The 17574-nt window shown below is 31.3% G+C and carries 26 protein-coding genes; all 26 read left to right on the forward strand.

The genetic code is table 11. From position 1 onward, the window contains the following. The first annotated feature begins 97 nt into the window (after nucleotides 1-97). Nucleotides 98-337, forward strand: coding sequence for a hypothetical protein (locus tag ACFSX4_RS01955; protein ID WP_377771014.1), 240 nt, complete (start codon nucleotides 98-100; stop codon nucleotides 335-337). Nucleotides 338-507: 170 nt separating this feature from the next. Further along, nucleotides 508-693: a hypothetical protein gene (locus ACFSX4_RS01960; protein WP_377771016.1), complete on the forward strand. Its 186-nt coding sequence runs from the start codon at nucleotides 508-510 to the stop codon at nucleotides 691-693. A gap of 352 nt (nucleotides 694-1045) precedes the next feature. Continuing rightward, nucleotides 1046-2467, forward strand: a complete 1422-nt coding sequence (locus ACFSX4_RS01965) for a hypothetical protein (RefSeq protein ID WP_377771018.1) — start codon at nucleotides 1046-1048, stop codon at nucleotides 2465-2467. 23 nt (nucleotides 2468-2490) lie between these two features. Continuing rightward, nucleotides 2491-2850, forward strand: a complete 360-nt coding sequence (locus ACFSX4_RS01970) for a hypothetical protein (RefSeq protein WP_377771020.1) — start codon at nucleotides 2491-2493, stop codon at nucleotides 2848-2850. Between the two features lie 85 nt (nucleotides 2851-2935). Beyond that, nucleotides 2936-3826 carry a hypothetical protein gene (locus ACFSX4_RS01975; protein ID WP_377771022.1) on the forward strand — a complete coding sequence of 297 codons (891 nt, stop codon included), beginning with the start codon at nucleotides 2936-2938 and terminating at the stop codon, nucleotides 3824-3826. A 280-nt stretch (nucleotides 3827-4106) separates the two neighbouring features. Next, nucleotides 4107-5312 (forward strand): hypothetical protein, encoded by a 1206-nt coding sequence (locus ACFSX4_RS01980; protein WP_377771024.1) that lies wholly within the window; start codon nucleotides 4107-4109, stop codon nucleotides 5310-5312. Next, complete coding sequence (locus tag ACFSX4_RS01985; protein WP_377771026.1) at nucleotides 5309-5665, forward strand: HNH endonuclease; 357 nt, start codon at nucleotides 5309-5311, stop codon at nucleotides 5663-5665. The genes ACFSX4_RS01980 and ACFSX4_RS01985 overlap by 4 nt, the downstream gene beginning before the upstream one ends. Before the next feature lie 77 nt (nucleotides 5666-5742). Continuing rightward, nucleotides 5743-6177 carry a hypothetical protein gene (locus ACFSX4_RS01990; RefSeq protein ID WP_377771028.1) on the forward strand — a complete coding sequence of 145 codons (435 nt, stop codon included), beginning with the start codon at nucleotides 5743-5745 and terminating at the stop codon, nucleotides 6175-6177. Further along, nucleotides 6174-6332, forward strand: a complete 159-nt coding sequence (locus ACFSX4_RS01995; protein WP_377771030.1) for a hypothetical protein — start codon at nucleotides 6174-6176, stop codon at nucleotides 6330-6332. The genes ACFSX4_RS01990 and ACFSX4_RS01995 overlap by 4 nt, the downstream gene beginning before the upstream one ends. Beyond that, on the forward strand, nucleotides 6333-6584 hold the full coding sequence (locus ACFSX4_RS02000) for a hypothetical protein (protein ID WP_377771032.1): 252 nt from the start codon (nucleotides 6333-6335) through the stop codon (nucleotides 6582-6584). Nucleotides 6585-6589: 5 nt separating this feature from the next. Continuing rightward, nucleotides 6590-7039, forward strand: coding sequence for a hypothetical protein (locus ACFSX4_RS02005; protein WP_377771034.1), 450 nt, complete (start codon nucleotides 6590-6592; stop codon nucleotides 7037-7039). Between the two features lie 550 nt (nucleotides 7040-7589). Then, nucleotides 7590-8063, forward strand: coding sequence for a phage terminase small subunit P27 family (locus ACFSX4_RS02010; RefSeq protein WP_377771036.1), 474 nt, complete (start codon nucleotides 7590-7592; stop codon nucleotides 8061-8063). A gap of 2 nt (nucleotides 8064-8065) precedes the next feature. Then, nucleotides 8066-9844, forward strand: a complete 1779-nt coding sequence (locus ACFSX4_RS02015; RefSeq protein WP_377771038.1) for a terminase large subunit — start codon at nucleotides 8066-8068, stop codon at nucleotides 9842-9844. A 14-nt stretch (nucleotides 9845-9858) separates the two neighbouring features. Further along, nucleotides 9859-10092, forward strand: a complete 234-nt coding sequence (locus ACFSX4_RS02020; RefSeq protein ID WP_377771040.1) for a hypothetical protein — start codon at nucleotides 9859-9861, stop codon at nucleotides 10090-10092. A 187-nt stretch (nucleotides 10093-10279) separates the two neighbouring features. Then, nucleotides 10280-11428, forward strand: coding sequence for a phage portal protein (locus ACFSX4_RS02025; protein ID WP_377773417.1), 1149 nt, complete (start codon nucleotides 10280-10282; stop codon nucleotides 11426-11428). Next, nucleotides 11421-12566: a helix-turn-helix domain-containing protein gene (locus tag ACFSX4_RS02030; protein ID WP_377771042.1), complete on the forward strand. Its 1146-nt coding sequence runs from the start codon at nucleotides 11421-11423 to the stop codon at nucleotides 12564-12566. Before ACFSX4_RS02025 ends, ACFSX4_RS02030 begins: the two co-directional genes overlap by 8 nt. A gap of 20 nt (nucleotides 12567-12586) precedes the next feature. Continuing rightward, a complete protein-coding gene (locus ACFSX4_RS02035; RefSeq protein WP_377771044.1) occupies nucleotides 12587-13210 on the forward strand; it encodes an HK97 family phage prohead protease in 624 nt (207 codons plus the stop codon). Continuing rightward, a complete protein-coding gene (locus ACFSX4_RS02040; RefSeq protein ID WP_377771046.1) occupies nucleotides 13210-14472 on the forward strand; it encodes a phage major capsid protein in 1263 nt (420 codons plus the stop codon). Before ACFSX4_RS02035 ends, ACFSX4_RS02040 begins: the two co-directional genes overlap by 1 nt. A 66-nt stretch (nucleotides 14473-14538) precedes the next feature. Continuing rightward, nucleotides 14539-14742, forward strand: a complete 204-nt coding sequence (locus ACFSX4_RS02045; protein ID WP_377771048.1) for a hypothetical protein — start codon at nucleotides 14539-14541, stop codon at nucleotides 14740-14742. 1 nt (nucleotide 14743) lies between these two features. After that, the gene (locus tag ACFSX4_RS02050) at nucleotides 14744-15094 is read left to right on the forward strand and encodes a head-tail connector protein (RefSeq protein ID WP_377771050.1); all 351 of its coding nucleotides are present in this window, start codon (nucleotides 14744-14746) and stop codon (nucleotides 15092-15094) included. Next, nucleotides 15081-15404 carry a phage head closure protein gene (locus ACFSX4_RS02055; RefSeq protein WP_377771052.1) on the forward strand — a complete coding sequence of 108 codons (324 nt, stop codon included), beginning with the start codon at nucleotides 15081-15083 and terminating at the stop codon, nucleotides 15402-15404. The genes ACFSX4_RS02050 and ACFSX4_RS02055 overlap by 14 nt, the downstream gene beginning before the upstream one ends. After that, entirely contained in the window at nucleotides 15405-15800 is a 396-nt protein-coding gene (locus ACFSX4_RS02060; protein WP_377771054.1) for an HK97-gp10 family putative phage morphogenesis protein, read from the forward strand. It abuts the gene before it with no gap. Next, on the forward strand, nucleotides 15797-16189 hold the full coding sequence (locus ACFSX4_RS02065) for a hypothetical protein (RefSeq protein ID WP_377771056.1): 393 nt from the start codon (nucleotides 15797-15799) through the stop codon (nucleotides 16187-16189). Before ACFSX4_RS02060 ends, ACFSX4_RS02065 begins: the two co-directional genes overlap by 4 nt. A 40-nt stretch (nucleotides 16190-16229) precedes the next feature. After that, nucleotides 16230-16820 carry a major tail protein gene (locus tag ACFSX4_RS02070; RefSeq protein ID WP_377771058.1) on the forward strand — a complete coding sequence of 197 codons (591 nt, stop codon included), beginning with the start codon at nucleotides 16230-16232 and terminating at the stop codon, nucleotides 16818-16820. Nucleotides 16821-16970: 150 nt separating this feature from the next. Then, nucleotides 16971-17306, forward strand: coding sequence for a phage tail assembly chaperone G (gene gpG, locus ACFSX4_RS02075; RefSeq protein WP_377771060.1), 336 nt, complete (start codon nucleotides 16971-16973; stop codon nucleotides 17304-17306). Nucleotides 17307-17368: 62 nt separating this feature from the next. Next, nucleotides 17369-17527, forward strand: coding sequence for a hypothetical protein (locus ACFSX4_RS02080; protein WP_377771062.1), 159 nt, complete (start codon nucleotides 17369-17371; stop codon nucleotides 17525-17527). Nucleotides 17528-17574: the final 47 nt, after the last annotated feature.

Genomic DNA, 17574 nt, shown 5'->3' on the forward strand with positions numbered 1-17574 from the left:
ATAATAAATAAACAGTACATTGTACCAATTTAACATTCACAACGCTCTCACAGGCTCTCAGGCATGTCAGAATTGATTATAAGAAAGGAGATACATAATGAACAAAGAAAGAAATAACAAAGTGAGAACGGCTTTGAAGGAATATCTATTATTATATGATGAGCCGAGTCTAAAAGTAATCTCAAAGAAGGCTGGGTTGAATTACAATCGACTCACTCGCTGGATGAATCACAAAGAAGAGTATGCTGATAAGTCTCTAAGATTAATCATTAATTACATTAAAAGAACTGAATCAAAACAAAAGCAGCTTAGAGTAATCATAAAGAAAGTAAGCTGAAAGTGATAATATCGCTCTCAGAAGTCATTTAAAGCCATTCTAAGAGACTTTAAGGATTAGATGATAAATAGTACCATAATGAATGTAGGAAGCTGATATAGGCTCTCAGAGGACACACAGAGGATTATAGGAAGTATTACATAATAAATATATTAAAAAGGATGATACAAATGAACAAAGAAATTATTGAAAAATTAAATGAGATTAACGCTAAGATTGAGAAGCAGAATGAGATGCTGGAAGAGTATTTGAATGAATGTAAGCAGCAACGGGAAGATGATTTGAAAATAGAAGCAGAAGAAACAATTGAGCTTAAAGATGCTAGTTATAGCAAGAGAGTAATATTACACAAATAAATATAAAAATAATTAAAAAAGTAGTTGACTTTAAGATAGGAGTATGGTATAATATATTTGTTATTAATGTATAATTTTATCTATAATAATCCTATTATACTTTATATATTTATTATATCAAGTGAATTATCTTTAAGTCAATAGGAAATTTATAATAAATAAAAAAATAAAATATTACGGGAGCGAAGCGAGCAAGAGCATTCCGCTGCTCAGGGCGGCATAGTAAATAGTAAAGTAAATTATTAAAGGGCAACCCTATATTGTCCTATAGTAAAGTCTTTATCACTCAGGTTTTACTATAAGAGAAAAAGGGGTTGCCCTTTAGAAAAATAAAATGGAAGGGAATAATCAAATGAAAGAAAAAGAATTAATTGAACTAGCTAAAGAGCATGAAAACACTATACAAACTAAAAGAAATATTGTTGATACTTTTGGCTCTGATAATCAGAAGAATCATTTCAATAAATATGGAAAATTTAAAAATAAGAAGAAAGAAGAGCCACTTTTAAGAACACTTAATCAATATTTTGAATCAGTTGAAATAGTAAAACAGGGTAGAAATAATAATTATCAATTAGGAGCTGCTAGAGCAGAAGTTGCTCAAAGAGAATCGAGAGACAAGCTTAAAGGTAACAAGTCTGAATCAACTAAACATCTAGATGTACTATTACTGTTGATGATTCAAAAGAACATGAAAAATAATATTACATATGAAAACTCTATATCAAAATGGATGAAAATATTTGGTGTAGTGAATCAATCGCAATATCAAGTATACAGTTCAACTTTTGATGAAGATGCTGAAAAGAATATAAAAGATAAAATTAGATTGGCTACAGAGGAGAATACAGTAGATTACTCTATGTCTCTCAAATATGAGAGTGATGCAAAAACATATTTTTATGATGATTTTAATAGTAAGAAATCCACTTTCATGAGTGCACTCAACAGATTCGAGAAGAATGATTTGATTAATACTAACGAAGTACCCGTAGCATATCTACATAAAGGAGTCATTCAAAAAGGTAAGAAAGTTAAAATTGTTGGGTTACACAAAGATTCATTCAAAGAGTATAAAGCAAAACAAAAAGAGTTACTGGAAGCGCATGAGCTGAATTTAAATACGGTGTATAAAAGTCGATTCTGGAAGAGTAAAACAGAACTAAATAATAGAGTTGAAAATTATAAAAATGACCTTAACGATTTCTTAAGAAATGAATTTGAGTCACTAGATGCAGATGGAAATGAAATTAAAATACATATCAAAAATATTTATAAAAATATAGAAATCACTTCAAAAGTGACAGAAGATAAAATTGAAAAATATATTAAAGATTACTATGAGCATACGATTTATCAAGATTACATAAATCAAGATGAAACAGACTTTTTCATGAATCAAATGGATAAATATGATGAATGCAAAAGAGTTGAAAGAGTAAATAAAGTGGTAAAAAAGATGAATGAAAAAGTTGAAGAAGCTAAAGAAGAAGATGAAAATTTTGGGGAAGATGGCTTCAGAGCATCAGATTTTGAAATAAACTACATAGGAATGAGAGCTGTAGAACTCTATAGAAATGATTTTGTTAATCTGATTAATTCGCTTAATGAAGAGTTTAAAAGTGGGTTTGACTTAGAGAAGGAGATTCATGAATATAAAGTAGCGTTCAAAGAGATGGAGCAAAGCAACAATGTTAACCATGAAGCAATGTTGGAACAGGCATATGAAAGCATGTCAAAAGAAGATAGAGAGTTATGGTTTGCAGTGGGATGAGTATTAAAAAAGGAGAATAAGAAATGAAAGAATATAAAACAATTTACAATACAGATGAGATTGATTTAGAACTTGATGAAAATAAATTATTGCAATTTTTATCGGAAGAAGATGAAGAATGGCGTAAGTTTCCAGATGAAAATTTCTGTGATAATTATTACATATCGAATCATTTAAGAGTTTACTCAGTTAAAAGTAAGAAGTTAATAAAGACAACAGGTGAAAATAGATTCTATAGAAAAAAAGGTGTTAATTTATCGCACGAAGGAGAAAAACAATTCTTCAATTTGGAGTATTCAAAGGATAATGCATTCAAGCCACCTCTTGAAGATAATAAAAAAGCTGAAGTAATTGATATAACAAATAGGTTAAAGAGAGCTTAAAGTAAACAAATAAACGGAAGAAACAAAACTAAAAAAATAAAAATTGTACTGGGGAGTATCAAAATGGAAATGAGATTAATAATATATGACAGTATTAGAAATGAAAACAGAAACAAAGGTAAAGAAGATAGATTACGATGAGTTTATTGAGCAAGTTAAGCATAACAAATTTAAAGTTGATGAAGTGGATTATGATGAAATATTAAGTGAAATGAGACGAGCAAAGCGAGATTATTCAAATATTAAAAGTAAGGCAGATAAATTTAACGTTGTAACAGTGTTCAGCCTGTTTAATGAGCTATGTGCAATACATAAAGAAATAATTGATATACATACATATATAAGCCAGTATATGCTACTGGTTGAAGATGCAATTGAAGATAGTTATTACATACAGTCGCTTGAAGATGAGGAAATAGAAGTATACAGAACAATAATGAAGCTCAGAGCATATAGTGCGTATGTATCAAATTTAGCTGAACTGAGCTTCAGCCTATTATGTAAAAAGATATATAAAGATGAGTATGATGTGATTGCGAATGACAACAAAGCAGATAGGATATTAGGTGTCGATATCGTACTTTTACATAAATATGAGGATGTGGCTCACTATGTGCATAATACGAAATATACGAAATTTTCACTTGAAAAATTAAAGAAAAAGAACGGAAAAGAAATGACTGTTATTGATAGCAGAATTAAAACCGATATTTTTAATTCTGAAAAAAGAAGACAGTACATAAAGCAATTTAATAATCACACAGAAGCTTTTTACAATTTAGAGGATAGTAGTGAAGTTGTGAATAACGTTTACTTATTCACTGAAACATACGTTAGAAAGCTAATAGAAGGTAAGAAAGTAAAGTGTGACAAAAGACAATATGAAGAGTTGGAATACTTAGAAATCAGCAGCTATCAGGAACGAAATTACATAAGTAAAAATGGAACAGTGAATAAAAAAAGTTGGTATGAGTAAGTATTATTTTTTTATACTTTGACGAAATAAAATTACAATACAATTCAATTTAAAAAGAAATATAGTGCCAAATAGTGAAAATTTAGAGAAAGCGACCTCTTAGGATAATCGTAGAAAGTCCGTTTGATAGTTGGTAAGGGTATTTATCCTAAAAGTGTTAAATCGTCTATATGGAAGCGTAGAGAGTGTTTAAAAGGGTTTGGGGAAATTCTTTATATTTTTATGAGTGAGAAATGATGAGAAAGAGGGAGAAATATAAAAATGACGGGTGAAATTAATAGTGAAGAAACTGGAAAGAGTTATTACAAATGATGGAAGACAGTTTATTGAAAGTTTGTTTGAATATCGAGTGATTAAGCAGAGCAAGATTACTACAAGTAAAGTGGTAATGACGGGAATGGATTTAAAAAATAAAAAGGAATACAAGAAAGATTACAGAGTATATTTTTACACACATTTTAAAGGATTAGCAAACAAATATGCTTTTGTTTTGAACAGAGAAGAAGCGTTACAAGTATATGCAGCTTGTTTAACTGAAGCCGTAGGATTGCTGGGAGAAAGGTTTCCAGATATTGAAGAGTTTAAAACTAAAAAGAAATTGCAGAATGAAACAAGTCGATACATTAAATCAATGGTTGAAAATGGAATGTATTTGGAAGTTAATCATTCTGTTAAAAAAGTGACTTTGAACAAAGATAAGACTAAGTATATAAGCATTGATGCTCAAAGTATTGAAGCGATTGAAGATTACTATAGAAGGAATGATAGCAGTTTTGAGCTGTCAGATGACAATAGAATTGAGCCTAATGTTCGTGAAGATGAGATGTACCAATTCAACAGCTTAGTTGAAAACTTCTTAAAATCGAAAGAGAGAGTGCTTACGAATCGTCAGCTAGACTGGTACAACAAACTCAAAAATGTATATGTTGCACAGCATGACACACATATGTCTAAAAGTGAAGCATTTGAAAGTGTTGGATTGAGCTTAAAGAATTTCAGTGGATACTGTAAGAGGATTAAAGAGAGAGCAGAAGAAGACTTTGCGGTATATGGTAAGCATAAGGCTTTGAGTGCTGGTAGTAGAGAGCAATTACATAAAGTGTTTACACAGTTCATTGATGTAGCTGACAGTGACGATAATCTGAATAATATTAGAGTAAATCTGAATCGAATCATTAAAGATAATTATGAAACAGAACAGTTTGAAATAGTAATACTAGATGGGTTGAGTACAGATGAAAAGATTGAAATAGTGAGAGCTGTTAAGTCTGATAAGATGGTAAGCAATCGAATTTTATATAAAATTTATGGAAACGTTGAAACATACATAAGCAATAATGAAGTGGTTGAAGTTGAAGCTAGTCAAGTGAAGAGTACATATCATGAAGGCTATTTAATCAGTGCTGAAGATAGTAAGTATACTAATTTTAAAATGGATGCTTCAGGTGTACTGAGACCGATTGAAATAGAAGGGGAAGTTGGATGATTAGGAAGAAACGTTGTAATAAAAATGGGTGTCGTGAGTTCGTTGAAGAGTTGCATGAAGCGTATTGCAAGGAACATATTGGAGAAGTTGATAGACAGTATAACGAGTTCAGAAATAAATATGATAAGGAGTATGTGAGCTTTTATTCAAGTAAAAAATGGAGAGATAAAAGGCTTCAAGCGTTGAGAAGAGATGAATACCTTTGTAAAGATTGCTTAAAAGATGATGTATACACAGTAGCTGAAGAGGTGCATCATATTATTGAGACTAAAGATGACTGGTCTAAGCGATTAGAATTAGATAATCTAATCAGCTTGTGTAAAGCCTGTCACAACAAGCGACATGAAAGGTAAACAAAAGAATACAAGTATATGTACTGAGTGAGCAGATGTAAGTTGTCTGTTCACTTTTTAAATTTGGAGGATGAAAAATGATTGAAAGAACGAGAGAAGAGAGATTAAATTATATTGTTGATTTGAGGGCTCACGAAATTGTTGAAGGGGTATTCAAAGTAGTAGAAAAAATAAACAATTATGAAGAAGAAGAAATTAAAATAACAAGAACGCTAAGATTAAATGAAATTAACAACATGGTAATCAAAATTGAATGTGATAAAAAATTACAAAAGTTATACTTCTTAACTAATAAATCTGTAGATACCGACATTTTTGATATAGATGTTGATTATCATTTCAATGGAACAGATAGAGTAGAGTATGAATTTAAATTAAGCAAAACTGGAAATAATGGAAATACTATATTCGATACAGCTAAACAAATAGCTGGAATAATTAAAAATGAAATTGTAGAAATAATTAAAGATGAAGAATGTGAAAATGAAAAGGAGCAGCTAAAGAATGAATGAAACATTATGAAATTGAAAATGAATCAGAAATGCATGAATTAATAATTGAATATATTGAATGTGTGTATACATATGAAGAATTAGACGAAGATGAATATCAGATAGCTTATTTTGAAGCTGAAAATAATATTAAAGATGAATTGGAGAATGGATAGATGAGATTATTTAAAGCGTTGAATTGGATTACTGCATTACTATTAATACTACAATTGTTTAATACAATCAGCATAAGCTGGTGGTTAGTATTTCTTCCGAGCATTATTTATTTTGGAATACTATTTTTATTAATGCTAGTAATCGGAATAGCAATAGTAGTAGTTGTAATCACTACTGGAAAAAGTATTGATGATATAGATGCGGATGAGATTAGAGAGAAGTTAAATGGACTTAAAAGGAAAGGTAGATAAATAAAATGACTGAAGTAAATTATAATGAAGTGTTTAATAATGTAGTAAGTGCAGAGCAACAAAGAAGAGACAGACATATTGAGTTAGCAGACAAAGTTAAAGCAGAAGTAATTGAAATTGGAAAGATATTAAATGATGTCGTGGAAGCAGGGAGCTTTGAGGATACTACTGTTAGTATAGATGAGACTGAGCTGAGATTTGATTGCTGTAGTGAAGCTATTGTGATTACAGTTGATACAGATAATGAAGTTAAGCTGGTAGTAGAGCATCAAACTATTGTGGCAGACTATGAAGAAGATGAGTTATCAATGCAGAAGATGACAGAAGAGTTCTTAGCTCAGTATGATGCAGGTAAAGAGATTGAGTTTGTTAAAGATGCTTCTTATTATAAAGTAGATGAAGTAAGACAGTATGTAGTAGAGAAGGCTGCACAAATGTATGTGAGTAATAATTAACGTTGATTGATAACTAAATATGTATTAAGATGGAAATACAGGTAATAGTATTATAAATTGATATCAAAGCAGCTACTTTAATTAGTAGTTGTTTTTTTATTTATGGCAAAAAGTATCACGGAATTCGAAATAAATATTAGGTGAAAATGAGAGGAAATGATTCTTCTCAAAAAGGAAGGAAAATTGAACGAAAGTAAAATTACACAAAAATGAAAATAAAGAAAACAAAATTAAACAAAAAACACCGGTAATAAAAAATAAAAGGGAAAAATTTAATCCCCCCGAACGCTCAAACCCCTTGTGCCCCAAGGGATTCAAAACGCCGCATATCTTTTTCTTCAAGGAATTCTCTTTTCTAAAGTCTTTCGATTTACGAAACATATGATTTTCCCTCAGATTCCACTTTTAAGCTCACTTAATACATAACTATCCATCATCCATGCCTAACGCCTCTTAAAATCGCTCTCTCAGCATCAATAAATTCCCTTATATCCACTATTTAAAGCAATTCACTATCAACTCAACATTTTACAGAAAGGATGATAAAAATTTGGGTAGAAAACGAAAATTTTACACAACAAGAAATGAAACAAAAGAAGAGCAAGCACAGCGAAATGCTATCAATAATAAATTAGAAGATTTCAGTTCAATACAGAGTACACCTCCAGCTTATTTATCAAAGCTAGGCAAGGCTGAGTTCAGACGATTAAAGCCACTCTTAGATGAGCTTCCGATATCTTCACTGGACTTAAATTTAATAGTTGTATATTGCGAACTATACGCTACATATCGACAGCTTCAAGATGAAATGAACAAAGAAGGATTAATTATTGAATCTTACTTTGCAACAGGAGAACTAAAAGAAAGAAAAATTAATGTCGCTCAAAATGAAATTATTAAGGTGTCCAAAGAATTGAGAGCAATTGGTTCAGAATTAGGATTATCAGTATCAAGCAGAATGAAATTAGTAGAGCCTTCAATTCAGGAAGATGACCCCTTCAAGGATATGTTTGATGGTGATTAAAGATGACAGTTAAGAATAAATCAACAAAGAATCCAAAAGGAGCAGGGAGAAAGAAACTTAATCATGACTATGCTACTGAATACGCAGAGAAAGTTGTAAGCGGTGAGATAACCGCAAGCAAAAAGAATATACAAGTAGCGAAAAGACATTTGAATGATATTAAAGTTCAGAATGTACTTAATTATCAATGGAAACCTGAAGAAGCTAATAAAGTAATCAAATTTATTGAAATGTTACCAGACCCCAAAACAGGAATACCTTTAAAACTGGAGTTATTTCAAAAATTCATACTCTCTTCATTAATTGGCTGGCAAGATGAAGAAGGGTACAGACGATTCAAAAAAGCTTATATTTCAATGAGCCGTAAAAATGGGAAAACACTTATAATAAATGGATTAGCGGTATATGAACTAATGCTAGGCAAGTACCCGACTGACCAAAGAGAAATACTAATTGCTGCTAAAACTTTAAGACAGGCACAAACGTTATATAAAATGGCTTATCGACAACTCAATTTACTTAAAGCAAACTCACAAACTTTGAGAAAACAACTTGAGATGAGAAAAACAGATATTGTACATATACCCTCAGATTCAAGTATGAGAAGTGTCGCAAACAATCCTGATGCAGTGGACTCCCTAAATCCTTGTGTAAGTATTATTGATGAAGCAGCAGGACTTGAAGACACTGAAATGTATAATCGTTTAAAAAGTGGTATGTCCCTTCAGAAGAATGGTTTGATGGTTTTGATTTCAACAGCAAGTAATAAACTAAACAGTTTAATGTACTCAGAGTACAAATACATAACAAATCTATTAAATGAGAAGATAACAAACAATAATTATTTTGTCTACTGTGCTGAACAAGATTCAGAAGATGAAATTGAGGATACTGAACTTTGGGTGAAATCCAATCCTTTGTTATCAAACAAAACGCACCATAACACTATTTTGAAAAATATTAAACAAGATATTGATGAGCAGAGAGAACTGGGAGAAGAACAAGGCGTATTAATTAAAAACTTTAATATGTGGCAATCTGAATCAAGCTCAACCTACATCTCAGATAAGTCATGGCAAGCATGTAGCACAGATGAAGTAATAGACATTACAGGCACAGATACCGTAGTAGGATTAGATTTATCTAAGGTAGATGATTTAACTTCAGTTTCATTCTGCCACCTAATAGATAAAAAGAAAATATATGTAGACTCTCATTCATTTATTTCCACTCGAACACCTTTAGAAGTAAAAATGAAAAGAGATAAAGTAGACTACTTAAAAATGGAACAAGAAGGATATGCCACAATAACTAAATCTGAATCAGGTGTAATAGACTACACAGAAGTGATTGAATATATATTAGACTATGAGAAGAAACGTAACTTAAACATTAAAGCTGTGATGTTTGACCCCTATAATATAGGCACATTTGAACAGGCAATGAAAACATATGAAGAGAAACATAAGATTAAAATTAAATGGGAGTTTATTGAGCAATCTCAACAGATGTATAAACTATCTCCTGTCATTAAGAATTTTAGAATAGGAGTATGGAATAAAGAGATTATACATTCAAACAATCCACTTCTCAACTATGCTTTGAATAATGCAGTAGCAAAAGAAGAATTAAATAGTAATATCAGAGTTCAAAAGAAATCGAGATATACAAAAATTGACCCTTTAGCAGCGTTATTTAATGCTTACGGTGAAGCACAACATTTAGCATTCAAACCAATGTCGATTAACGAAAAAATAAAATCAGGAAAGTTTAGTTTATAGAAGGAGAAAACAATTTGAAGAAAATAGATAAAACAATATTAGCAATATATGAAAACACTTTTTTATTTTTCAATAAAGCAATAACACTAATTTTTAGTTTAGGTGTATTAGTACCAATAGTATTTTTATCTGGAATCACAGTTATTTTAATCACAGTATACTCAATAAGCATTATCGCTTTTGGATTCACATTAGGCGGTGTGCTTATTTTATTGTCATTTTTATTGTTGCAAATGCAAGTAAATTAAGAAATCAAGTATATTAAACGGACGGCAAAGAATAAGAAAAATTATCCTCAAAGAGAGGTGAACTAAAATAGTAAAATTTAATATATTTAGCGGACTAAAAGAACAAAGAAACACAAGAAACATAGAAGCAACTTTCAATCACATCACACAGGCAATTGAGAGAGTAGAGTATTCATCTTCAAGAGCTATTGAAAATGCAGACATTTATACAGCAATTTCAACTATAGCGAATGATGTAAGCTCACTTCCAATTAAAGTAACAGATACTTCATTCAACAATAATGAAGAGTTAGAGTATCTGCTAAACACTGAACCAAATGCTGTAATGAGCGGTAAAAATTTAATCTATGTATTAATCGTTAACGCAATTCTGAATGGAAATAGTTTTGCACAGATTGAAAGAGATAAGAATGGTATTCCAATTAATATTCATCATCTATCGAATGACAGAGTGACGATTCAAAAGAATAACAGTACAGATTACACAACTGAGCTTATTTACGAAGTGAGACAAAATGGTAAGGATTCAAAAACAAAAGAGATTAAAGCTCAAAATATTATTCATATCATGCCTTTCTCAACAGATGGAATTAAGGGAGTTAGTCCTTTAGTTAGCTTGAGGAGTGACATAGAAGCTCAGCAAAATTCAAAGAAATTCTTCAACTCATTCTTCAAAAATGGTACTCAATCAGGCGGAACAATAAAGGTTGCTAGTGATTTGGACAGTGAAGCGAAAGAGTTAATCAGACAAGAATTTCAGCGTATTAATGCGGGAACTGAAAATAGCCATAAGGTGCTAGTTCTTGATGAAGCTATGTCATATGAACCAATCAAAGTAGATACTGAAATACTCAAGCTAATTAATGAGAGTAAATACAGTACTCAGCAAGTAGCTAAAGTATTGGGATTGCCTTTACATAAGATGGGGATTGAAACTCATTCGCAATCACTTGAGCAGGCATCTAATGATTATTTAATTAATACTTTGAGCAACTATATTTCAGTTTTAGAGAGTGAATTCAATCGCAAGTTATTCAATGATAAGACTCTAAGAATGAATAATAAAATTACTTTCTCTGCTGACAAATATAAATATGTAGATGCAAAGACTAAGAGAGAAATAATTAAAAATGATTACGAACTAGGTCTAATCTCACAAAATGAAGCAAGGGAAGAAATAGGTAAACCTGCTCTAGAGAATGGAGATAGATTCATTCAATCATTGAACTATATGAACAGTGAACTTATTGACAATTACCAAGTTCAAAAAGTAAAAGATGTTCAGAAAAATGTAGTAGATGAACCACTTGAAGAAAAAGGTGATACTGATGAGTAAGCCTATAAAAAAATGGGTTGATTTGAGTAGTCTTCCTACAAAAATATACAAAGGTAGAACAGTAATAAATTGGGAGCTTGTGAAAAATCACGAAGTTCCTTTTTTATATGGTGAAATAAAAGGTAAATTTACAATTATACATCACTTTAAAAAAAATAAACATATTGTTTTAAAAATTAAATACAAAGATAGAGAATTTACAAAATATTTAAATAGTATTAGACAAGCGAAAATAAGTTTTGTTGTCGATAGTTATCACTATAGTTGTGGAGATATTGTTAATAATTCTAAAATTTTAGAGAAAATTAAAATGAGACATAACAAAAATTCATTTGAAAATGGTTATTTATTAAAATGCTTAGAGACAGGTCAGTACTATGAAATGAGACAAACTCACATTAAACAAGGAAGAAAATCTCCCTTTGTCAGCGGTCAAAAAGTCTATGAAGGCAATTGGCTATATTCAGAAACTCACTTACATAAATATTTTGAAAATCCAGAAGAAGCTAAATTGTATACAAGAAAAAGTGGGGAAAAAATTAATTGCATATGCCCCAACTGTAAAAAACCAAAACAATCTATTGTTTGCGAAATTGTCAATAGAGGTTTTTCTTGTAACTATTGCTCTACAAATACCTCATACTCTGAAAAACTTCTATCCTCTCTTTTAGACATCAACAAAATCAATTACATCCCTCAAAAATCTTTCAAAGAAAACAGATTTAAATATGATTTTTACCTTCCTGAATACAACTTTATTATAGAAACTCACGGAATCCAACATTACGAAGAATCCACTGGTTATTTTAAAGATAGTCTTACTGAAATTCAAGAGAACGACCTTTTAAAAAAAGAATTTTGTGAAAGTAAAAAGTTATCTTATATTGAAATTGACTGTAGGAAATCTGAAATGAAATTTATTTTAGACAACATTAATAAGAATACATATTTAAGAGATTTATTTAAGAATCAGGATTTAGAAGAACTAAGTATTTTAATTCAAAAAAAGAGTAATCATAAAAATATTTTAACAATGGTCGATGATAGAAGAAATGGTATGACTTACAAGCAAATAGGAACAAAACATGGATACTCAGAACATACAATAGCGAATATTTTAAAAAGATATATTGCTTAGAGAGTAGGTGAAGAAGAAGAATGACTGTAGAACAAAGAACAGTAAAAACTGAACTAAGAACAATTCAAAATGAGTCTGAGAAGAAAATTTTAGAAGGCTATGGATTAAAATTCAATTCTAAAAGTGAACCTCTTAGCTCGAATGGAGTTCGATTTGTTGAAACTATATCTCCTGAAGCTGTGAAAGATATCAATTTTGAAGATGATATTAGATTCCTGATTGACCATGACTCTCAAAAGATAATTGCTAGAACAGTAGCAGACACTTTGAAAATTGAAGTTGATGAAATCGGAGTTAAATTTAGAGCAGAGCTTAATAACACTACTTATGCTAGAGACCTTTATGAAAATATCAAAAGTGGTTTAATCAATCAATGTAGCTTTTCTTTTGAGCTTCCTGAAACAGGTGGGGACAGTGTGAGATACAACAAGGATGAAGGCATATATGAACGCACAATTAAGCGATTTAAAAAGATTGGTGAAATATCTGCTGTCACATTTCCAGCATACTCAGACACTTCAGTTTCAGTAAGAAGCATCGAACAAGCAGAAAAAGAAGCACAAGAATTAAAAGATAAACAGAAACGTAAATTACAACTTGAATTAGATTTACTCAAATTTGAGGAAGGAGACACAAATACATAATGACTATTGATGAAGTAAAAGTAGAAATTAGAAACAAAATGAATGAAATGCAAGAAGCTCTTGATTCAGATGATTTATCAAAAGCCGAAGCTATCAAAGCTGAGATTGCTGAATACAAAGAAATGATTAAACAACTCGAAGCAGAATTAGCTGAAGTGGAAGACAAAGAAGAGGACTCTGAAACAGAGGTACAAGCAGAAGAAAAATCTGAAGAAGTTGAATCTGAAACAAGAGATGAAGATGATACGATTGCAGAGCTTGAAGCAAAAATTAAAGAATTAGAAGCAGAATTAGAAAAAAAGAAAGCTGAAGAATCAGCAGAAGAAAATAAAAATATTGAAGAAGAAAAAGGAGAAAGAAACATGACAGAAGTAGTTGAAAGAGTAACAGTATTAGATAATAAAGAAGAGGTTCGCAGCGACTTCCAGAATTATATTAAAAATAATGAATTAAGAGATTTAACAACTGAATCAGGTGCCGTAATCGTTCCTGAATATTTAGCGAAAGAAGTACAAGATTTTACAGATGAACTTCAAGCACTTGATAAACATGTAACAGTTGAATCAGTAACAACTAAATCAGGCTCTAAACCAGTTTACAATGGGGATGCTGCTAGTCCGTTAGTAAGCGTTGCTGAACTGGAAGAGAATCCAAAATTAGCTGTTCAACCTTTGACAGATGTTAAATTCGACATTGAGACTTTTAGAGCATATCTTCCCATCTCGAGAGAGGCTATTGAAGATGGAATTGGTGCTGAAACACTTGTTAAAAAGATTTTAGCTGAATCAGTAGTAGCTACTCGTAATGCACATATTTTAGCTGTATTAAACACATTTGACACTAAAGAAGTAACCACTTTAGACGGTTTGAAAGACATCATCAATGTTGATTTAAAAACTCGACACCAGAAACACTTTGTAATGTCCCAGACAGTTTACAACGCAATCGACAAAATGAAAGATAACAATGGTCAATATTTACTGCAAAATTCTATTTCTGCTGCATCAGGCAAACAAGTTTTTGGACTTGAAGTAGTTGTATTTGAAGATGCACTAATTGGTCAAAATACTGCATATGTTGGTAATCTTGCGGAAGCAGTTGTAATCTTTGACCGTTCACAATATTCAGCACAATGGACTAGCTACATGCACCATGCTGAGTGTCTCATGGTGGCTATCCGACACGATGTTAAAGAGCTTAACAAAGATGCAGTCCGCAAAATCAACTTCACAGTACCAGTTGAAGAAACACCTGAAGGATAAATAAATCTAAGAGGGTTAGGAATTCCTGACTCTCTTAATATATAAATTAAAGGAGATGAATCAAATTTGAAAATTAAAGTATTAAATGATTTCAAAGATATTCACTCTCAACAATTATACAAAGCAGATTCAACGATTGAAGTATCTAAAGAAAGATATGATGAAATGAAACAGAATTTAGCAAAGTATGATGGTGAATTTTTAAAAGAAATCAAGCAACGTAAAGCACGAAAGAAGAAAGAAGTAGCATCTGAAGAAGAAGGTGCATGACATGGACTTAGAAACAGTAAAGAAACATATTAGAGTTTTGGACGATTTTGAAGACGATATTCTCACTGAATATTTAGAATGGTCGAAAACTAAAGTTGAATCCTCAGTTACATCTACACCTCATTTATACATCACATTTTTTGAATCTAACTCACATTATAAAAGAGCAGTAATACTACTCACGGCACACTATTTCAATAATAGATTACCACTCTCAGACAAACCTCAATATAATTTGTCATTTGGATTAAGAGATGCTTTATCTCATCTGAATGCTAACTTTCTTATGTATCAAAAAGAATTAAATGAATCAGATGAAATTGAAGAGATTGATGAAGATGAATTTGATTAATAAGATGAATCAAGTTATTGAGGTTCAAGAAAAGAAAACAATTAATGATAAAGGTATCTCTAAGACTGAATACACAACTATTCTGAAAGCATATGCTCATTTGGATACTGTGTGGGCTAAAGATTATCAAACAGCACTCTCCTCTGGTACACAGAATAGAATTAAGTTTACTATTCGATTTGTACCTTTAGAAATTACTAATAAGATGCATATCCTTTTCAAGGGTGAAACATACAATATTAAAGAGGTTTATCCTGACTATACTAATCATCAAGTCATTCAAATTATGGCTGAAAAGGTTGGGATATGAATGGCTAAGAATGAAGTAACAGGCTTTGAAGATGTAATGAAAAATATTGAGAAGTTGGGTGATGCGATTGAAAAGCAGTCTAATGCAGCTATCAGACATGCAGCAAAAGAGGTAGTAGCACCTGAACTGAAGAAGAATACTCCAAAGTTGCCTTACATGAAGAAGCATCACATGCAAGATAATATATCAGTCTCTAATATACGAACGAATAAAGAAACATTTGAAAAGTATATCGTGGTTGCATATAAAAAACCAGTTAAACACCGTGTTCATTTTGTCGAGATGGGGACACTTCGACAGCGACCACAACTCTTCATCACTCGGACAACTAACGATACGAAAAACGGAGTAAACAGAGCAATATTAACTCATCTCAGAAAGGCGTTGAAATTATGACTGTAGAAGTATACACAGAGGATTGGTTAGAAATATTAAGAACTAATCTAGTTGAAAATTTAACAGAACTAGTTGATGAAAACAGAATATATAAATTCAGCGTTCCAGATGAGCTTTCAGATGAGCAATTATCTCCTTGTATTCGTATTAACTTAGCTGATTTCAGTCCAAATAATTGGGCGGGTAATGAAGTAATTGGTTATCATGTGGAATTTCTCATAGATATTTGGCATGAGAATCACACTAAAGTATTTATAATCGGTCAACATGTTCAACAGATATTGAGAGAAATGAGCTTCAGACAGAGTAGTCCTACTTTTGATGAGGATGAAGATACAAAAATGTACAGGGATTCAAGGATGTATGAAGGAAATATATTAATCAAATAAACAAACTAAATAATTTTAAATTTAAAGGAGAAATACAATAATGGCACAAACAAAAAATGATTATCAAGCTATCACAGGCTTACGCAGAGCGTACATAGCGGTAATGAAAGAGGATACTCAAGAAGCAGTATCTTATGATACAGTTCACGAAATTGACAGTGTAAAAACTTTCGGTGTATCACCCGAATCCAGCTTAAACAAAGCATATGCAGGTAACAGACAAGTTCAAGTCGCTCAATCAAATTCAGGTGCTACATTTAACATGACATTCCATTCACTTCCTGATGCAATTAGAGAAGCGATTCAAGGAGAAACTAGAGGAGAGGATGGGATTACCCGTTCCAACTCTGAAAGTGTATCACCTTATTTAGGAATCATTGCAGAATTTACTAAAGAAGACGGTTCAAGCCGTTTCGTAGGATTAACTAAAGCAATCCTAACACCTGCATCTGAAGAAGCTCAGACTAAAGAAGATTCAGTTGAATTTGGTGAAATCGCACTCGAAGGTGAAGCATCTGACCGCCTATTTGACGGAGAGCGTAAATTAACTAAGAACTCTAAGGATGAAGATTTTGACTTCTCTGTATTAAGTAACTTAGTATTCCTGAACGACACTAAAGCACAAGGATAAACACTTCAAGTAAGCATGTCGAATGATGTGCTTACTATTTTTATTTATTATATCGAATGATTCAGTAACTATTTAAACTAACTATTAAACTATTTTAAGCAACACATTGAGCAACACAATTAAACGAAACTTAAAGGAGAAATATATATAATGGCAAAAACTACACATAGAAAAATTACATTACTAATTGATGGAGAAGAGAAAACATTTTACTCTAAATTCGCATCAGCACGAAATGTATTCAAAGCACAAGATTTATTCAAAAAAATGGAAACTAATGAAGATGAGCAAGAAGCGATTATGGAAGTATTAAACTTCTTAGCTAAAGACATCTACCATGATGAATTTACAGCGGATGATGTACTAGACGGCACTGACTCAGCAGAGTTCATGACTATGGTGCAAGACCAGTTAATTGCTGTAATGACAAAAGATGTAAAGGAAACTAAAGATTTTTTGATTCAGCAGCAAGCGAAGAAGAAATAAATGAAGAAGACTTCACAATAGAAAAACAAAGAGAATATCTTCAGGACTTCATTGAGATGCAGATGAGTCGTGAAGACGGAAGACACATGAGCTATAACGAACTCATGGAATGCGATATATTCGGATTACTGGAGACAGAGATGCGGATATATTACAAAAATAAAGAAAAAGATAAAAAGAAAAATCAGGTTGATATAGATTCAGCGATTGATTTTATTTAACAGTTTTTAATGCCTTACAAACTTATCCCAGTTTGTTGGGCTTTTTT

The sequence above is a fragment of the Corticicoccus populi genome, assembly GCF_042686195.1.
In the GTDB taxonomy this organism is placed as follows: domain Bacteria; phylum Bacillota; class Bacilli; order Staphylococcales; family Salinicoccaceae; genus Corticicoccus; species Corticicoccus populi.